The following is a 15554-nucleotide window of genomic DNA, read 5'->3' as shown; positions in this document are numbered from 1 at the left end:
GAAGGAATTCACTTGGCAACGATTGCTGAGATCTCTGATGATTTAGAAAAATGGACTGCTTTCATTTCTACATTATCTCCTTACTCAGATGATATACTTTGCAAACAGATAGCTGGTACTTGGTCAATTCAAGATATTATCAGTCATATTATGGGTTGGGATAAAAATTTCATGATTTGTTAAATGAAGCTATTTCTCAACGTAAGCGGATGATTGGAAAACTAAAAATGGTTTCAGAATCCGTTTTTATAAGTCAATTCCATAATAGCTCGTACACCATGGAAAGCTTTTTGCAAGAAATGTTCGTGTATCATGACGGATATCATAAAGAGCAGGTAATGAAACTTCTTCAATCCATCGGCTAATGTACCTAGAAAATAAAGTATTAGACTGAAAAATAAGGTATTAGACCGTAAAAATAAAGTTCTAGACTATGTAGTGGCGTTAAGCTAACGGGCAGATTAGCTCAACACCATGGGTTTTAACCAAATTTTCTGGTAAAAGAGTGATTTATCAGAAGAATTAATGGGTATGATTGGAAAAATATATACCTAATGTTTCCATATTTATGGTATGATCTTTTTATTCCTAGTTTTCACACCTAATTAAATTAAAATATTGGAGACGATAATGTTGCTTCTATCTGAACGCTTACCATTGGCAGCAAGTTTGTACCCTGAGGCGCCAGCGCTTCTGAGTCACGGGCAGTATATAAATTATAGGGAACTTCATCGCCACGCTGAAAGACTCAGTCACGCCCTGTATGCCGAGGGCCTCCGGCCAGGTGATCGACTTGCTCTACTCGGTAATCCTGATCCACAGCTTGTTCTAGCGCTTTATGCCGCAGTTGGGATTGGTGTTATCCCGCTCGTGCCGTCCCCTTTACTTACTGCACCCGAGATCGCAGCCATTCTTGAGGATGCGGAACCGTATATGCTCATTCATGACAATCGTCACTCCGATACCGCTAACTCCACGATAAAGCTTCTCTCGAATCCTCCAAAGCTGTTCACAACGGAAGAAGGATCGACTTCTACTTCGCTGAATTCTCTTTTGCTTAAGGAACTTGGATCGCCTCCAGCTGGCACTTGCAAGCGAAGTTCAGACGATACAGCCGTTCTGATCTATACAGGCGGAACAACGGGTAGTCCGAAGGGGGTAATGCATTCGCATCGTGGCATGGCAACCTGGAATCAATTTATCCCCTCCGCTGGTTTCGGTTATGATATCGGGCGTCGTGTACTGGTGCTCAACATATCGCATCTTGTTGGGCAATTCCAGCTGTGGGCGACTATGGCTGCTGGAGGCTGCTTGGTCTTTCTGGACGAGTATCCGGCAAACGTGCACCGCATAATGGAGGCCGTGGAACGCGACCGGATTACACATCTCAGTACAGTCGGCCAGCTGCTTCGTGACCTCACTCGAGAGGCAGCTGCAACCGGCAGGGATATGCAAAGCCTGAAGGTGATCGGTTGCGGAGGGTCCATCATTGTACCGGAAACCCTGCGGGACGCGATTGTGCAATTCCCGGGAGCGATGATTGTCAACAACTATTCGCAAGCGGAATGCGGAATGTCCATCAGCAGATTATTTCCTATCCAGCATCAAGACGATCCCATTCGCCTTCGATCTGTAGGTCGTCCAGCCGATCTAGCCGCTCAGGGGGAACAGGCCTTTCAGGTTCGAATCATCAGCGGGGACGATCAGGAGGTAGAAGCAAACGAGCCCGGCGAAATAGTTGTTCAAGGTGCGCAGACTATGATTGGGTATTGGCGTCAACCGGAGGCCTCCAACGAAGCGATGCTCGACGGCTGGATTCGGACCGGTGACGTTGGCTATCTGGATGTCGATGGTTATCTTTATGTATTGGATCGACTGAAGGATATAGTTATAGTTGGCGGTTCAAACGTGTATTGTGCTGAAGTAGAGCAGGTGATCGCAAGCCATGAGATGGTTCATGATGTGGCCGTAATCGGAATCCCACTTCACTGCGAGGGTGAGACACTTGTCGCTTGCATAGTTCTACGGGAAGGCTATAGCTTGAACCTGGCACAGCTGCAGACGTATTGCGAACCAAGTCTCGCACGGCACAAATGGCCATCTCATTTGTTCATCCTAGATACTTTGCCTCGAACGGCCGTGGATAAGGTGGACAAAAAGCGATTGCGTAATCAATTATCCCTATCTGTATCTGAAGCGTTGAACTAACGGAGAACGTTAGTTCAATAAAACAGCAGGACTCTAGGATTTTATTCGTATTATTAGGTCAACCAGATCTGGATTGTCAACACTAAACTAGACAGCTTTTTTGTGGTGTCTCTGTTTGAATTCAGCCGGACTCAAGTAATCCAGAGATCCATGAATCCGAATATGGTTAAACCAGCAATACACCAGTAAAATAATTGCTGTGTTCTTTAATTTTTTTGTGGTACACGCACACCTCCTCTTCTATTTTTTGGATTACTTAATAATAACATAAAAAAGGTATAATCTGTTTATTATTATGCATAAAATGTAAATTGATGCTATAGGCCTATTATTTCTATAAAAATCGACAAAATAAAATTGGATGCCATCAAAAGAGGCAATGAATTGGTGGAACGTTTTGAAATGGGGGAAGAGTTCCAGTTCTACTATAAAAATGATAGCTATTGGATTAGCCAGAATAAAGAAGAGTACTTTCTTACTCGTGAAAGAGACAGTTTTTCGCAGTCTTTTGAATCAGCAAAAGAATTATTGGCGAATGGGAAGATTGACGATAAGACTATTTTAGAGTTGTGGGACAGCATAGAGATTTAAAGAATTGCATTCTGAATTACCCAATTGATTTGGAATGCGCAGAAAATGCACATTACTCAATAGTCACTCCACAAAATTAGTGTACTAAAATTCAATACATATCCACGGGTGTCCACACTCACGCGCAAATACTGCATAAAATATCCCGGATGAACAAAGAGGAGGTGCTTGTGAGAACAATGATACACATGGAACCCGTACAGGTGGGTGAGCATACATTTATCGGAGTTGAGGTCAAACTGCCTAAAACAACACTGTTGACTATCTCCAACTCCCGTGGTTACATCATGTGCGGCGCACTGGATGTCGGATTGCTGAATGAACGGCTGGGAGATCGGAAAATTCTTGCCGCACGAGCTGTGGGTGTAAAAACGCTACGCGAATTGTTGGAAGCACCCATGGAGTCGGTGACGACGGAAGCGGAGCAGCTTGGGATTAAGCCGGGTATGCCGGGGTATGAGGCGCTTTTGAAATTGGTCTAAGTGGTGGAGCTTTTGCTGTACGAAGGTAGAAAAACGCGAAAAAACCGGAGCTGCTTCGGCTTTGCTCCGGTTCTTTCAATAGAAAAGTTGCATTTTATCGAGTAAAACGATTCAGCCTTCATACGAGCTACATGGCCTGGCAGACAAATTAATCCGCAAATAAAGCGGGCAGGCTGTCTCTAAAGGGGGCTTGAACGATCCCTTTTTCGGTAATGATGGCGGTAATGTATTCCTGAGGCGTAATGTCGAAAGCCGGATTATAGACCTTGATACCCTGTGGAGCCGTCCTTTTGCCGAAACTTTCGGTAACTTCCTCCGCAGGGCGTTCCTCGATGGGAATGTCTGCACCTGTTGCCGTGTGCAAATCAATTGTAGATAGCGGCGAAGCTACATAAAAAGGAATACCATGCGCCTTGGCCAGCACAGCTAAGCTGTAAGTACCGATTTTGTTGGCGACATCGCCATTGGCAGCGACTCTGTCGTGCCGACGATGACGGCCTGAACCCATCCTTTGGCCATGACCATGCCAGCCATGTTGTCACACAGCAGGGTTACATCAATACCAGCTTGCTGAAGTTCAAAAGCCGTCAGTCGCGCCCCTTGGAGCACAGGACGCGTTTCGTCGGCAAACACTTTCAGGTGTATGCCGTTCTCATGTGCGAGATACATGGGCGCGAGCGCCGTCCCATACTTCGCTGTCGCCAGCCCGCCTGCATTGCAGTGAGTGAGCACGCCCATGCCGTCTTGGAATAGAGGTAAAGCATGGACGCCGATCAGGCGGCATACTTCCTCATCTTCTGCCTGAATGGATATAGCTTCACGCTCCAATCCGGCATTCCAATCCTCGACCCGTCCTCCGGTCGCTTCGGCGGTTAGTTCCTTGGCTCGCTTCTTCATGCGGTCCAGTGCCCAGAACAGGTTCACCGCGGTCGGTCGTGATGTAGCCAAATGCCCGCAAACGCTGTGTACATGCTCCAGCCATCCAGCAACATCGGTTCCGCCGTAAGCGGAAGCACCCAGAACAACACCGTAGGCCGCAGCCATCCCGATGGCCGGCGCACCGCGTACCTTCATGGCATGGATGCCATCCCACACTTCCTCGGCTGTGAATAAATCCAACATCACGATGGATTCAGGCAGTAGGCGCTGGTCCAGCATGGACAGGTGGTCACCTTTCCATACTAGCGACGATAGAGCCTGACCAGGCACTATTGCTTCATTGGAAGCTTTAGTCACAGATTCTTTATTTTCACTCATATCCATTAAGCTCCTTTAATTGAGGCAGCCGTTGCTATCTGAATAATGTCTCCCAATTCACGAATCGAATGCACCTCACGATTGCGTAGAACCAAGGTTTTCCCGATAGATAACGCCAGTCTTTCCGCTGCTTCCTTGATCGCAGGATCGGCAATCGTGTCTATATTGGCCACATGTGACAAGCTGATGATGCGGCGGATGACCTTGCAGCCAGCAAAGCCAATCGTATCTTGCAGCACTTTCTGGAGGTACAAGTCCTGATATCCCGGTGTACGGGCCATGTGGTCAGCAACATGCTCGTCCCACAGTTTGCGGAACCCGCTCTCAAACCGCTCCCATACCTGAATGGCAGTCTCTAAAAGCCAGTCACGGCGCTCCTGTACAGCTGTCTCGCCAGAAGTCCATCCGGGCTGTGCTGCGTAGTTCAACAGCAGATTGGCAATCACTGCTCCGATATCAAAGCCCATCGGTCCGTAGTAGGCAAATTCGGGATCAATGACTTTAGTGGACTCCGTTGTTACAAAAATACTACCTGTATGAAGATCACCATGCAGTAGCGCTTCTGTTCGCGTCAGAAATTTCTCGCGCAGCAAAGCCACTTCCAGGTGAATGGCATGATCTGTACGAAGTGCCTCAGCCTCGTCTTCGATGTACGAACCATAGTTGTTATTGTCCGAAAACCGATAAGGCTCATCCAAAATAAGATCCTCGGTGATTTTACAAAGGTCCGGGTTGATAAAGCGTTTGACCCACTCTTTTTTGTCTTGCTTGATTCATGCCCAGATCCGAGGTGAAGAAGAGCGTACGTGCCAGAAACTCTCCAATATGGTCAGCAAAATGCGGATATGCGTTTCCTTCGAGTAATCCATTACGCATGATGTGTATGAGCTAAGATCCTCCATCACAGTCAAGGCAAGTTCATCGTCATAACCGAGCACCGCGGGAACTAGCTCAGGGCAAATGTGGTGCTTCTGCTGAAGTGCCTCGCGTTCAATACGGGCACGATCCAGTGACAGCGGCCAGGAATCACCCACGATTTTTACATAGGGAAGCGCCTGCTTGGCAATGATACTCTTGTCAGATTCAGGTTGACATCTCCGATTTCGCGGCATTCCAGACGGGCGTCCTGACTAAAAAATCCGGGGATGCCCTTCACGAATGCAATAGCTTCTTCTGTCGTTAGAGGATGATATTGGGACAACGAAGTCACCTCCATAAAATGTGCATAAGTCGATTTCTGAAAATGCTAAAATATTAAACCGACCATTTCAATTGGATATAGCTAAATATAACGAAAAACGCTACTGACGGCATGCTGTCGGTAGCGTTTTTATAGCTGAAAAAGACATTTACAGCATTTTGATTGCTTTTTGGTACCTTTCTTCTTCATTGTTCATCACGTTGGCTTTTGAACACACTTCATAATTTAGTCAGGTTCGTATGTTATTGAGCTGAGTTATTATGAATATTTTATGAAGAAAGTTGCTTAACCTGTTTTTGTTGGTTGCACCCTTAAAGATATTTATTATAAAATAACTTGAGAATCATTGATAATCAGTTTAGAATGATTATAAATAAATTTTTAAATACTTCGTTTGCTTGAAATCAGGGGGCTCCCCTGTTAAATATACTTTCTGATTTCGACACCACACTACAAATTTTGGAGGGTATTCCGAATATGGCTACAAACTTTAAGATTGAAGGTCTCAAAGCGACCATTGAAGGCAAGGAAATTCTGAAAGGCATCAACCTCGAAATGAAGGGTGGAGAAATCCATGCCATCATGGGTCCTAACGGAACGGGTAAAAGTACATTAGCTTCTGCTTTGATGGGGCATCCCAAATATGAAGTCACAGATGGCAAAGTAACTTTGGATGGAGAAGATGTGCTGGACATGGAAGTGGATGAGCGCGCACGTGCGGGATTGTTCCTGGCTATGCAGTATCCGAGTGAAATTGCAGGGGTAACGAACTCCGACTTTTTGCGTAGTGCAATTAACGCACGCCGTGAAGAAGGACAAGAAATTTCTCTGATCAAGTTTATCCGTCAGATGGAAGGCAAAATGAAGGAGCTTGAAATGAATCCGGAGTTTGCTCACCGTTACCTGAATGAAGGCTTTTCCGGCGGTGAGAAAAAACGGAATGAAATTCTGCAAATGATGATGATTGATCCGAAAATTGTCATTCTTGACGAAATCGACTCCGGTCTTGATATCGATGCTTTGAGAATCGTGGCTAACGGTGTGAACGCTATGCGTTCTGAAGACCGTGGTTTTCTTGTGATTACTCACTACCAACGTCTGTTGAACTACATTAAACCTGATTATGTACATGTAATGATGCAAGGACGTATCGTTAAATCCGGCGGTCCTGAGCTGGCTGAACGTCTGGAAGCAGACGGTTACGACTGGATCAAGGAAGAGCTGGGCATCGTTGATGAAACTGTAGGACAAGAGGCGTAAGCCGGAATCGAGGAGGAAAACTGATGAGTACACAAACAATCCTTCCGGTAGATTCCGAGCAACTGCGTGTTCTGTCTGAGCGTAACGGCGAGCCGTCTTGGCTGATCGAAGACAGACAAAAAGCACTTGAGCTTGCAGGCAAACTGGAACTTCCGGTATTTGAAAAAACCAAAATTGAGCGTTGGAATTTGAACGATTACGGTCAACATAAAAACAGTGAGGCCATTGCATCGTTGGAGCAGGTTCCCGCAGCGATTGCTGATCTGGTTAAAGAACAGCAGGAGGGCGGTCTGATTATTCAGCGCAACTCCGGCGCGGTATATGTAAAGCTGAACGAGGAACTGGCAGCACAAGGTGTCATTTTCACGGATTTACAAACAGCGGTCAAGGAACATGGTGATTTGGTTAAAGCCCATCTGAACACAGTTGTTAAGGCTGAGGAAAATTCATTGTCTGCATTGCATGCAGCACTCTGGAACGGTGGAGTATTTGCTTATGTGCCTAAAAACGTAGAACTGAACGTTCCGCTTCAGGCTGTTTTCCTGACGGATGATGCGACAGCAACGTTTGCACCGCATGTGCTGCTCATTGCTGAAAGCCATAGCTCTGTAACATATGTAGACAACTATGTATCTGCGGATATGGCGACACCTGTTATTCATAACGGTGCAGTAGAAGTGGTTGCGAATGCAGGAGCTAAAGTTCGTTTTGCGACGGTGCACCAGCTTGGAGAGCAAGTAACGGATATTTCGATTCGTCGTGCCACGTTGGGAAATGACGCAGCCATCGAATGGATTGTGGGCGAAATGAACAATGGCAACACAGCGAGCAATACCATGTCCGTGCTGAAAGGCAACGGCTCCAACTCGGATGCCAAGGTCATTGCTGTAGGTTCCGGCTCGCAAAAGCTGAATTATACGACACAGGCACAGCATTTTGGTAAAAATTCCGCAAGTCAGATGATTACGCGTGCAGTTATGCGTGAAGAAGCTTCTTCCATTATTAACGGAATTACAAAAATCGAAAAAGGGGCTACTAAAGCAGACGGTCAGCAAACAGAACGTGTTCTGATGCTTAGCCCGAAAGCGCGTGGAGACGCTAACCCGATCCTGTTGATTGATGAAGATGATGTGACGGCAGGTCACGCAGCATCGGTCGGTCAGGTTAACCGCGAACAAGTGTATTACTTGATGTCCCGCGGGATTAGTCGTGCAGAAGCCGAACGTCTGATTATTTATGGCTTTCTGGCACCTGTCGTATCTGAAATTCCGCTCGAAGGACTTCAACAGCAGCTGCAAAGCCTTGTTGAAAGGAAGTTGGGCCAATGAATACTGCATTAATCCGTGAACAATTCCCGATTTTACATCAGGAGATTAACGGTCATCCGCTGGTGTATTTGGATAATGCGGCGACTTCGCAAAAACCGTTGGCGGTCATCGAGGCGATCAAGCACTACTACGAATATGACAATTCGAATGTTCACCGTGGAGTGCATACCTTGGGTAGTCGCGCTACGGATGCTTATGAAGGTGCGCGGGAGAAAGTAGCCCGTTTTCTGAATGCGAAGCGCAGTCAGGAAATTATTTTTACAAGAGGAACTACAACGGCGCTGAATCTGGTCGCTTCTTCCTATGGTAGAGCCAACTGTCAGGTAGGTGATGAGATTGTCATCACACCGATGGAGCATCATAGCAATCTGATTCCGTGGCAACAGGTAGCCAAAGCCACAGGCGCAACTTTAAAATATATTCCGCTTCAAGAGGATGGTAGCGTTGATCTGGCTGACGTGGAAAAAATCATTACAGAAAACACCAAAATTGTAGCTATTGCGCATGTCTCCAATGTGCTTGGCGTTGTGAATCCTGTCAAAGAAATTGCGGCTATTGCACATCGCAAAGGCGCGATCATCGTTGTCGATGGTGCACAAAGCACGCCGCATATGAAAGTAGACGTACAAGACATAGATGCTGATTTCTATGCCTTTTCTGGTCACAAAATGTGTGGTCCTACAGGGATCGGGGCACTGTACGGCAAAAAGGCACTGCTGGAAAACATGGAGCCGATTGAGTTCGGCGGGGAAATGATCGACGATGTGGGATTGTATGAATCCACATGGAAGGAGCTGCCTTGGAAATTCGAAGGTGGAACTCCAATTATCGCTGGAGCTGTTGGCTTGGGAGCAGCTATTGATTTTCTGGAAGGCATCGGACTCGACGCGATTGCACAGCATGAAAGCCGTCTGGCGAACTATGCTCTCAAACGTCTCCGTGAAGTGGAAGGCTTGACGATTTACGGTCCTGCTGAACGTCATGTGGGACTCGTAACATTCAATCTGGATGATGTGCATCCGCATGATGTAGCGACCGTGCTGGATAGTAAAGGGGTGGCTGTACGTGCAGGCCATCACTGCTGCCAGCCATTGATGCGCTGGTTGAAAGCCAGTGCAACGGCGCGAGCCAGCTTTTATCTCTATAACACAGAAGAGGAAGTCGACGTTTTGATCAGCGCCTTAATCCAAACGAAGGAGTATTTTGGCGATGCAACTTGATGACTTGTACCGACGTGTAATTATGGATCATTATAAAAATCCGCGGAATCGCGGACGTTTTGAGGATGACGCGGTCACGGTGGATTTGAACAATCCTACATGCGGCGACCGGATTTCTCTTCAACTCAAGACGAAGGACGGCGTTGTCGAGGCTGCTCGTTTTACAGGGGAAGGCTGTTCAATCAGCATGTCCTCCGCTTCAATGATGACAGAGGCGGTTAAGGGAAAAACGATTGATCAGGCGCTGGATATGGCGAATCGCTTCTCCTCTCTGATGAAGGGTGAAGCCGCTGAATTCGACGATTATGAAGAACTGGAAGCTTTGTCAGGTGTCAATAAGTTCCCGGCCCGTATCAAATGTGCGACTTTGGCCTGGAACGCGCTGCGCAAAGGAATTGATGAAGAACAATAATTAACTAGAATAGAGGAGGTTTGAGAAACATGGCCAAGAAAGCACCGGAAATGGAAGAGTATAAATATGGATTTCGTGACGAGCACAAATCCATTTTCCAAACAGGTAAGGGTCTCACTCCAGAAATCGTAAAAGAAATCTCCAAAATTAAGGATGAGCCAGAATGGATGCTGGAATTCCGTCTGAAAGCACTAAAGCAGTTTGAAAAAATGCCTATGCCAAACTGGGGCGGAGATATGAATGAGCTGGATTTCAACGATATCCAGTACTATGTAAGACCTTCCGAGAAGCAAGGAAAAACGTGGGAAGAGGTTCCTACGGAAATTAAGGAAACCTTTGATAAACTGGGGATTCCTGAAGCGGAGCAAAAGTTTTTGGCTGGTGTATCCGCACAGTATGAATCCGAGGTTGTTTACCATAGCATGCAAAAGGAACTGGAAGATCAGGGCGTTATTTTCATGGACACCGATACAGCGCTGCGTGAGCATCCTGAAATTCTGAAAGAGTATTTTGCAACAGTTGTACCTCCTGCGGACAACAAGTTTGCAGCACTGAACAGTGCGGTATGGTCAGGCGGAAGTTTTATCTATGTACCGAAGGGTGTAAAATGTGAAGTTCCATTGCAGGCTTACTTCCGTATTAACTCGGAAAACATGGGACAATTTGAGCGTACGCTCATTATTGCCGATGAAGACAGCTTTGTGCATTATGTAGAAGGCTGTACGGCTCCAATTTACAGCACAAACTCGCTGCATAGCGCCGTGGTGGAAATCATTTGTAAGAAGAACGCGCGCGTTCGTTACACAACGATTCAGAACTGGGCACCAAACATCTACAACCTGGTAACCAAACGTGCGGTTGCAGAAGAAAATGCAACGATGGAATGGGTCGATGGCAACATCGGTTCCAAGCTGACGATGAAGTACCCAGCCGTTGTACTGAAAGGCCGTGGAGCCAAAGGCATGGTCTTGTCCATTGCAGTTGCAGGCAAAGGCCAGCATCAGGATGCAGGGGCGAAAATGATCCACTTGGCACCAGATACGACATCGACGATTGTATCCAAGTCGATCAGTAAGCATGGCGGTAAAGTAACGTATCGTGGTCTGGCTTCATTCGGTCGTCAGGCTCAAGGGGCAAAATCGAATATCAAGTGTGATACGTTGATTTTGGATAATCAGTCGACCTCGGATACTATTCCTTATAATGAAATCATGAACGACGATATTACGCTGGAGCACGAAGCAACGGTATCCAAGGTATCGGAAGATCAGCTGTTCTATCTGATGAGCCGTGGCCTTACCGAAGCGGAAGCGACACAAATGATCGTTATGGGCTTTATCGAGCCGTTCACGAAAGAACTGCCAATGGAGTACGCGGTAGAGATGAACCGTTTGATCAAATTCGAGATGGAAGGTAGCATCGGTTAAGCCTGATATAGTGGGGTTTCCTGGTTTGCTAAACGTCTTTTGCCCCTTTTTTGTTCATAAAGGGTAAGGGCATCGTCTTCAATCTCTTCAGTAACATGTAAATACGTGTCTGTGGTGATCTTGACGCTTTTAAATAGGAAATCCCCGCTAACCATAATGAGTCGGCGGGGATTTTTGTACATATGTGTCGTTACGAACAAGCTCCTAAATAAATTTATGCTTGAACAGGTTCAGGGCGTTTTATTTGAAGAGGTGGGGGAATAAGCCAGCCCTTTTCTTTGTTCATTTGGAGTATTCTAACCCCTAAAGCGGTCTTAGTGAGGTGATATTTAGCGAATAAAGCACCGATGTCTTCTCTAATTGATTGGCCCATAGCTTGGCTGCAAGACGCCAAACTGACTGATGTATCTAATGCGATTTTAGCTGCTATTTCGGGATCAGTAAACCTAGCCCCAGCAGGGATATCTTCAAGTTTCACAGGTGGTCTTTCTGGCATGGTAGGAGCGGGAGCAATTCCGTTATCAGTGAGCAATGTATCGCATTCTTTAATTTCAAGTTTAGCCTGATCAATAAGATTTTCCAGTACTTTTTTTAGTTCCTTGTCTCCAGCGTGGTTTAAAAATGCTTGGTAAAATGAAACGCTGCCCTTTGCTAATGTAGAAAACTGCCACACGGTATAAATTTCTCCATAGTGCATAGGTTCATTTTTTGGATTACCGCTTAGGATACCCATCGTATTTGTCGCTCCTTTATATTTTATTTCGTGCAAATATAGAGTGCCCAACAATGAAAAAATTAAGTAAGACCAGATATGAGCTAAGAATACATAATTTTCACATAGACACTTCATATTAATAGGTATTAAAAGTATGCTGCATACAGAATAATACATTGGACATACTTAATCTATTGTAAACACTAAATTAGAAGAGTCGATCATATGTTAAAAAAGGTTAAGATGATGTTTTTAACGGTATTGATGATGGCTTGGCCTTTTAGGTTTAGTTGGATTACTCGGTTTAAGACGTCGTGATCGGGATACTCGTAAAGTCGATAAACGTTGAACTTTCCAACTTTAAATGTGCTATCCTTGTTTTATAAGGGTTAGCCTGGAGCTGAGCCATGATAACCACCAAGCATTTGTTGTAACATAAAAAGAGGCTGTCCTTCGTAGAAAGAATCTACGGATTTAAGGACAGTCTCTTTCGCGTAGCATGTGCCTCGGCAGAACATTCCGTTCTGTTCTACCGAAGAACCGTTGGGCGGTAATTGGAAATCAGTGCGGGGTCACAAATCAGGATTCCAAATAAACTTCATCAATGGATACATGTCGCTCTCTGGACAAATCTATATACTCATTTTCATTCATTTTCACTAAAGGTCTGAAATAATCGGCAGGATTGTTCAAAATAATCGTTCCCGTCTGACCCGAAGTCAGAAGGACCTGCTTGTTAATAAAGTTCGGAAGCATATGCTGGATGAAGACTTGAGTGGCTTCCGGGTTCAGATGTCCGAAGCTCATGCTGTGCAGCTCGCGCAGTACGGTGAGCAGCTCCTGCCTCGTCTGGTACACACGGTTGGAGATCATAGCGCTATATACGTCCGCAACCGCCGTAATACTAGCGAAAGGATGGATATCCTCCTTGAACAGTCCATGAGGGTATCCGCTTCCATCTTCTCTTTCGTGATGCTGCAAGGCGACGATTGCTGAAATCTCATCGCTGGTTGAATTGCGAATGATATCATAGCCGTAGAGGGAATGTTTTTTCATTTCCTTAAATTCTTCAGGTGTTAGCTTATCAGGTTTATTCAGAATCTCATTCGGTATCATGGACTTGCCTATATCGTGTAAATATCCGGCTTTACCGGCGGTATAGGCTTCTTCTTCCGTATATCCTAGCCATATGGCAATGTAATATGACAGTATACCTACTTGGAGAGAATGATTGTACGTATAGTGATCACCCCGCTCCATGATTAACAGCAGAGATACGACATCTTTTTGACGAGCCAGCTCTGAAACGAGGGGGCCGATCAGCTCATCGACTTCAAATTCGTCAAATTTGCCGGTTGCGGAAGCTTTGAGAAATATGCTTTCAAAGCCATGAATAGTCTGCTCCATGAGGGGAACGGCACGTTTAAGGGACTCGGGGGAAGCCGGAACATCGGGGGCAAAGTCAACCGGAATGCTCGCTGAACCGGCATCAATGTCGATATAATCGACACCATGCATGATGAGCTTGGAAATATCGTCGTGCTGTAGCTTGGTGCCCTGAATCATGACGGGTACGCCGTGTTCATTGTATGTATCAGATCTGAGAAGATCTCCTGGCTTGGCATCGGTAATGTGAACTCTCATGCGCTTAACCTCCTTATTGTCGTAAATTTGTGGAAAATACGAAACAATCCTAATATATCAAGAATTATATGGGATGACAACGACTAATTTACTATTATTACAAGTTGTAAAATAGGTCCGAGGGCCCTACTCATCTCAGAGGCATACGAACACATTGTGACTTTGCTTCTCCCCATGTCTGTATCTTGAGACTAACATAGTAGCTAAATCGTCGGTAGTAGCGCACTCCCACTGACATGTACCATAATACTAAAGAAAGTGGTATGCTTAAACATTAGAAGCTTCAAAGTCGATATATAAAATATAGAGGAGGGCGGTTATGGAGATGACGACTCTGCAAACGTTGACCATTTTGCATACGAATGATATACACAGTCATTTTGGCAGTATGCCTTCGATAGCCGCAATGATTGATGAACAAAGAGCCGCATTAGGGGATGCGCTGCTCGTATTGGATATAGGAGACCACATGGACCGGATGGCCCCCGAGACGGAAGGAACGCTGGGTGGGGCGAATGTGGATGTGATCAATTTGACGGGGTACGATGCAATTACGATTGGTAACAACGAGGGTCTGACTTTTACCCCGGATATTCTTGAACAGGCCTACGCGGGAATTCACTGCCCGGTCGTATGTGGCAATATGATAGAAAGTGCCACGGGGGCGAGTCCTTCGTGGATGAGGGATTCCCTGATTTTGGACAAAGCAGGGATCAAGGTCGGTTTGCTCGGTGTGACGGCTCCTTTTACAGCGTTTTACCGATTGCTGGGCTGGAATGCTCTTGATCCGTTCGAGGTACTGGGTGAGCAGATCGCAGCACTGAGAAAGCAGGTTGATATTTTGGTCGTAATGTCGCATCTGGGTTTGCCTACCGATGAGAAATTAGCGTCGCAGTTTTCTGAAATTGACGTTATTCTCGGAGGCCATACCCATCATGTGCTGGAGGAACCGCTGTGGATCGGGAATACGGCTGTATGTGGGGCTGGTAAGTATGGAACGCTGCTGGGTGAAGTGACACTAAGCCGCAACAATAGTCAGGAACCGTTTCGGGTTACGTCAGGTGGCGTAGTTCCTGTAGATCATACGCTGCTGGATGAAAAGGTGGCGTCCGCGATTGTACTGCATCGCAGACAGGCAGAGCGTGCCATGGAGAGCACGGTGGCGGTGACGGATCGGAAATTGGAGATCGCATATGATCGGGAATCTCCTTTCGGAAATTTGCTGGCACAATCGGTGTCACATTTTACGGGAACCGCTATTTCTCTTGTGAATGCGGGCCAACTGCTTGGATCTTTACCTCAAGGTGATATCAGCAAGGGAATGCTGCATTCCTTATGCCCTTCGCCGATTAATGCCTGTGTCATGAAGCTGTGGGGAAGAGACATCCGGCTGGCGCTGGAGCAGTCCTTGCTGCCGGAATTTGCTGACAAGAAAATGACGGGATTTGGATTTAGAGGTAAAGTGCTGGGTACGATGTGTGTGGAAGGTCTGGAGATTCAATATGATCCGGCCCGCGCTCCTTATGATAAAGTGACGGATATACATGTAGCGGGTCATTCATTGGAAGAAAATGAGCAATATACGGTGGGCACGTTGGATATGTTCACTTTCAGAGCAGGTTATGAAGTGCTTGCGGGCGGAACGGAGCTCCGATTTATGCTTCCAGAATTTTTGCGGGATTTGATTGAAATGGAGTTGAAGCTTCCGGGCGCGATGGAAGAGTGTTTTGTAGCTAGGTGGCTTCAGGTATCAAAACAATCGGGAGAGGATTAAGCTGCGACTGGTACCTGTTACATTATTGAGAGCCG

At 46.1% G+C, this 15554-nt stretch carries 13 protein-coding genes and 3 pseudogenes; 11 read left to right on the top strand and 5 right to left on the bottom strand.

Translation table 11 applies throughout. The features are described from left to right. The first annotated feature begins 12 nt into the window (after positions 1 to 12). Together ACWGOO_RS02495 and ACWGOO_RS02490 are read left to right on the top strand one after the other, a co-directional pair. Positions 13 to 183 carry a hypothetical protein gene (locus ACWGOO_RS02495; protein ID WP_452481211.1) on the top strand — a complete coding sequence of 57 codons (171 nt, stop codon included), beginning with the start codon at positions 13 to 15 and terminating at the stop codon, positions 181 to 183. A gap of 447 nt (positions 184 to 630) precedes the next feature. Beyond that, positions 631 to 2208: a class I adenylate-forming enzyme family protein gene (locus tag ACWGOO_RS02490; RefSeq protein ID WP_452481209.1), complete on the top strand. Its 1578-nt coding sequence runs from the start codon at positions 631 to 633 to the stop codon at positions 2206 to 2208. Between the two features lie 87 nt (positions 2209 to 2295). Here ACWGOO_RS02490 and ACWGOO_RS02485 read toward each other — a convergent pair whose 3' ends face one another. Beyond that, positions 2296 to 2391, bottom strand: a complete 96-nt coding sequence (locus tag ACWGOO_RS02485; RefSeq protein WP_452481207.1) for an IS3 family transposase — start codon at positions 2389 to 2391, stop codon at positions 2296 to 2298. Positions 2392 to 2595: 204 nt separating this feature from the next. Here ACWGOO_RS02485 and ACWGOO_RS02480 point away from each other — a divergent pair, with 204 nt between their 5' ends. Both ACWGOO_RS02480 and ACWGOO_RS02475 read left to right on the top strand, forming a co-directional pair. Beyond that, positions 2596 to 2799: a hypothetical protein gene (locus ACWGOO_RS02480; RefSeq protein ID WP_452481205.1), complete on the top strand. Its 204-nt coding sequence runs from the start codon at positions 2596 to 2598 to the stop codon at positions 2797 to 2799. Positions 2800 to 2978: 179 nt separating this feature from the next. Further along, positions 2979 to 3281 carry a YunC family protein gene (locus ACWGOO_RS02475; RefSeq protein WP_134914362.1) on the top strand — a complete coding sequence of 101 codons (303 nt, stop codon included), beginning with the start codon at positions 2979 to 2981 and terminating at the stop codon, positions 3279 to 3281. A gap of 148 nt (positions 3282 to 3429) precedes the next feature. Here ACWGOO_RS02475 and mtnA read toward each other — a convergent pair. After that, a pseudogene (mtnA, locus tag ACWGOO_RS02470) lies at positions 3430 to 4538 on the bottom strand (S-methyl-5-thioribose-1-phosphate isomerase). 5 nt (positions 4539 to 4543) lie between these two features. Then, positions 4544 to 5739, bottom strand: a pseudogene (gene mtnK, locus ACWGOO_RS02465) (S-methyl-5-thioribose kinase). Between the two features lie 477 nt (positions 5740 to 6216). Here mtnK and sufC point away from each other — a divergent pair. Genes sufC through sufB form a run of 5 tightly spaced genes read left to right on the top strand, consistent with a single transcriptional unit; the run spans position 6217 to position 11386 of the window. Beyond that, positions 6217 to 6999: a Fe-S cluster assembly ATPase SufC gene (gene sufC / locus ACWGOO_RS02460; RefSeq protein WP_452481203.1), complete on the top strand. Its 783-nt coding sequence runs from the start codon at positions 6217 to 6219 to the stop codon at positions 6997 to 6999. A 23-nt stretch (positions 7000 to 7022) separates the two neighbouring features. Then, on the top strand, positions 7023 to 8327 hold the full coding sequence (sufD, locus tag ACWGOO_RS02455) for a Fe-S cluster assembly protein SufD (RefSeq protein WP_452481201.1): 1305 nt from the start codon (positions 7023 to 7025) through the stop codon (positions 8325 to 8327). After that, positions 8324 to 9547 (top strand): cysteine desulfurase, encoded by a 1224-nt coding sequence (locus ACWGOO_RS02450; RefSeq protein WP_452481199.1) that lies wholly within the window; start codon positions 8324 to 8326, stop codon positions 9545 to 9547. Before sufD ends, ACWGOO_RS02450 begins: the two co-directional genes overlap by 4 nt. Continuing rightward, positions 9537 to 9959: a Fe-S cluster assembly sulfur transfer protein SufU gene (sufU, locus tag ACWGOO_RS02445; protein ID WP_452481197.1), complete on the top strand. Its 423-nt coding sequence runs from the start codon at positions 9537 to 9539 to the stop codon at positions 9957 to 9959. Before ACWGOO_RS02450 ends, sufU begins: the two co-directional genes overlap by 11 nt. 29 nt (positions 9960 to 9988) lie before the next feature. Beyond that, positions 9989 to 11386: a Fe-S cluster assembly protein SufB gene (gene sufB, locus ACWGOO_RS02440; protein WP_137062402.1), complete on the top strand. Its 1398-nt coding sequence runs from the start codon at positions 9989 to 9991 to the stop codon at positions 11384 to 11386. Positions 11387 to 11600: 214 nt separating this feature from the next. Here the strand turns inward: sufB and ACWGOO_RS02435 are convergent, their stop codons facing one another. Continuing rightward, on the bottom strand, positions 11601 to 12119 hold the full coding sequence (locus ACWGOO_RS02435) for a DUF3231 family protein (protein ID WP_452481195.1): 519 nt from the start codon (positions 12117 to 12119) through the stop codon (positions 11601 to 11603). Between the two features lie 250 nt (positions 12120 to 12369). Between ACWGOO_RS02435 and ACWGOO_RS02430 the strand changes: the two are divergent. Then, positions 12370 to 12450, top strand: a pseudogene (locus ACWGOO_RS02430) (WGxxGxxG-CTERM domain-containing protein); the annotation flags it as partial. Positions 12451 to 12680: 230 nt separating this feature from the next. Here ACWGOO_RS02430 and ACWGOO_RS02425 read toward each other — a convergent pair. Next, positions 12681 to 13745 (bottom strand): HD-GYP domain-containing protein, encoded by a 1065-nt coding sequence (locus ACWGOO_RS02425; protein ID WP_452481193.1) that lies wholly within the window; start codon positions 13743 to 13745, stop codon positions 12681 to 12683. Positions 13746 to 14064: 319 nt separating this feature from the next. On the opposite strand from ACWGOO_RS02425, the gene ACWGOO_RS02420 reads away from it, so the two are divergent. Next, positions 14065 to 15519: a bifunctional metallophosphatase/5'-nucleotidase gene (locus tag ACWGOO_RS02420; RefSeq protein WP_452481191.1), complete on the top strand. Its 1455-nt coding sequence runs from the start codon at positions 14065 to 14067 to the stop codon at positions 15517 to 15519. Positions 15520 to 15554: the final 35 nt, after the last annotated feature.

Source organism: Paenibacillus sp. NPDC055715 (genome assembly GCF_053617595.1).
This window is presented reverse-complemented; position numbering and strand designations above follow the sequence as displayed.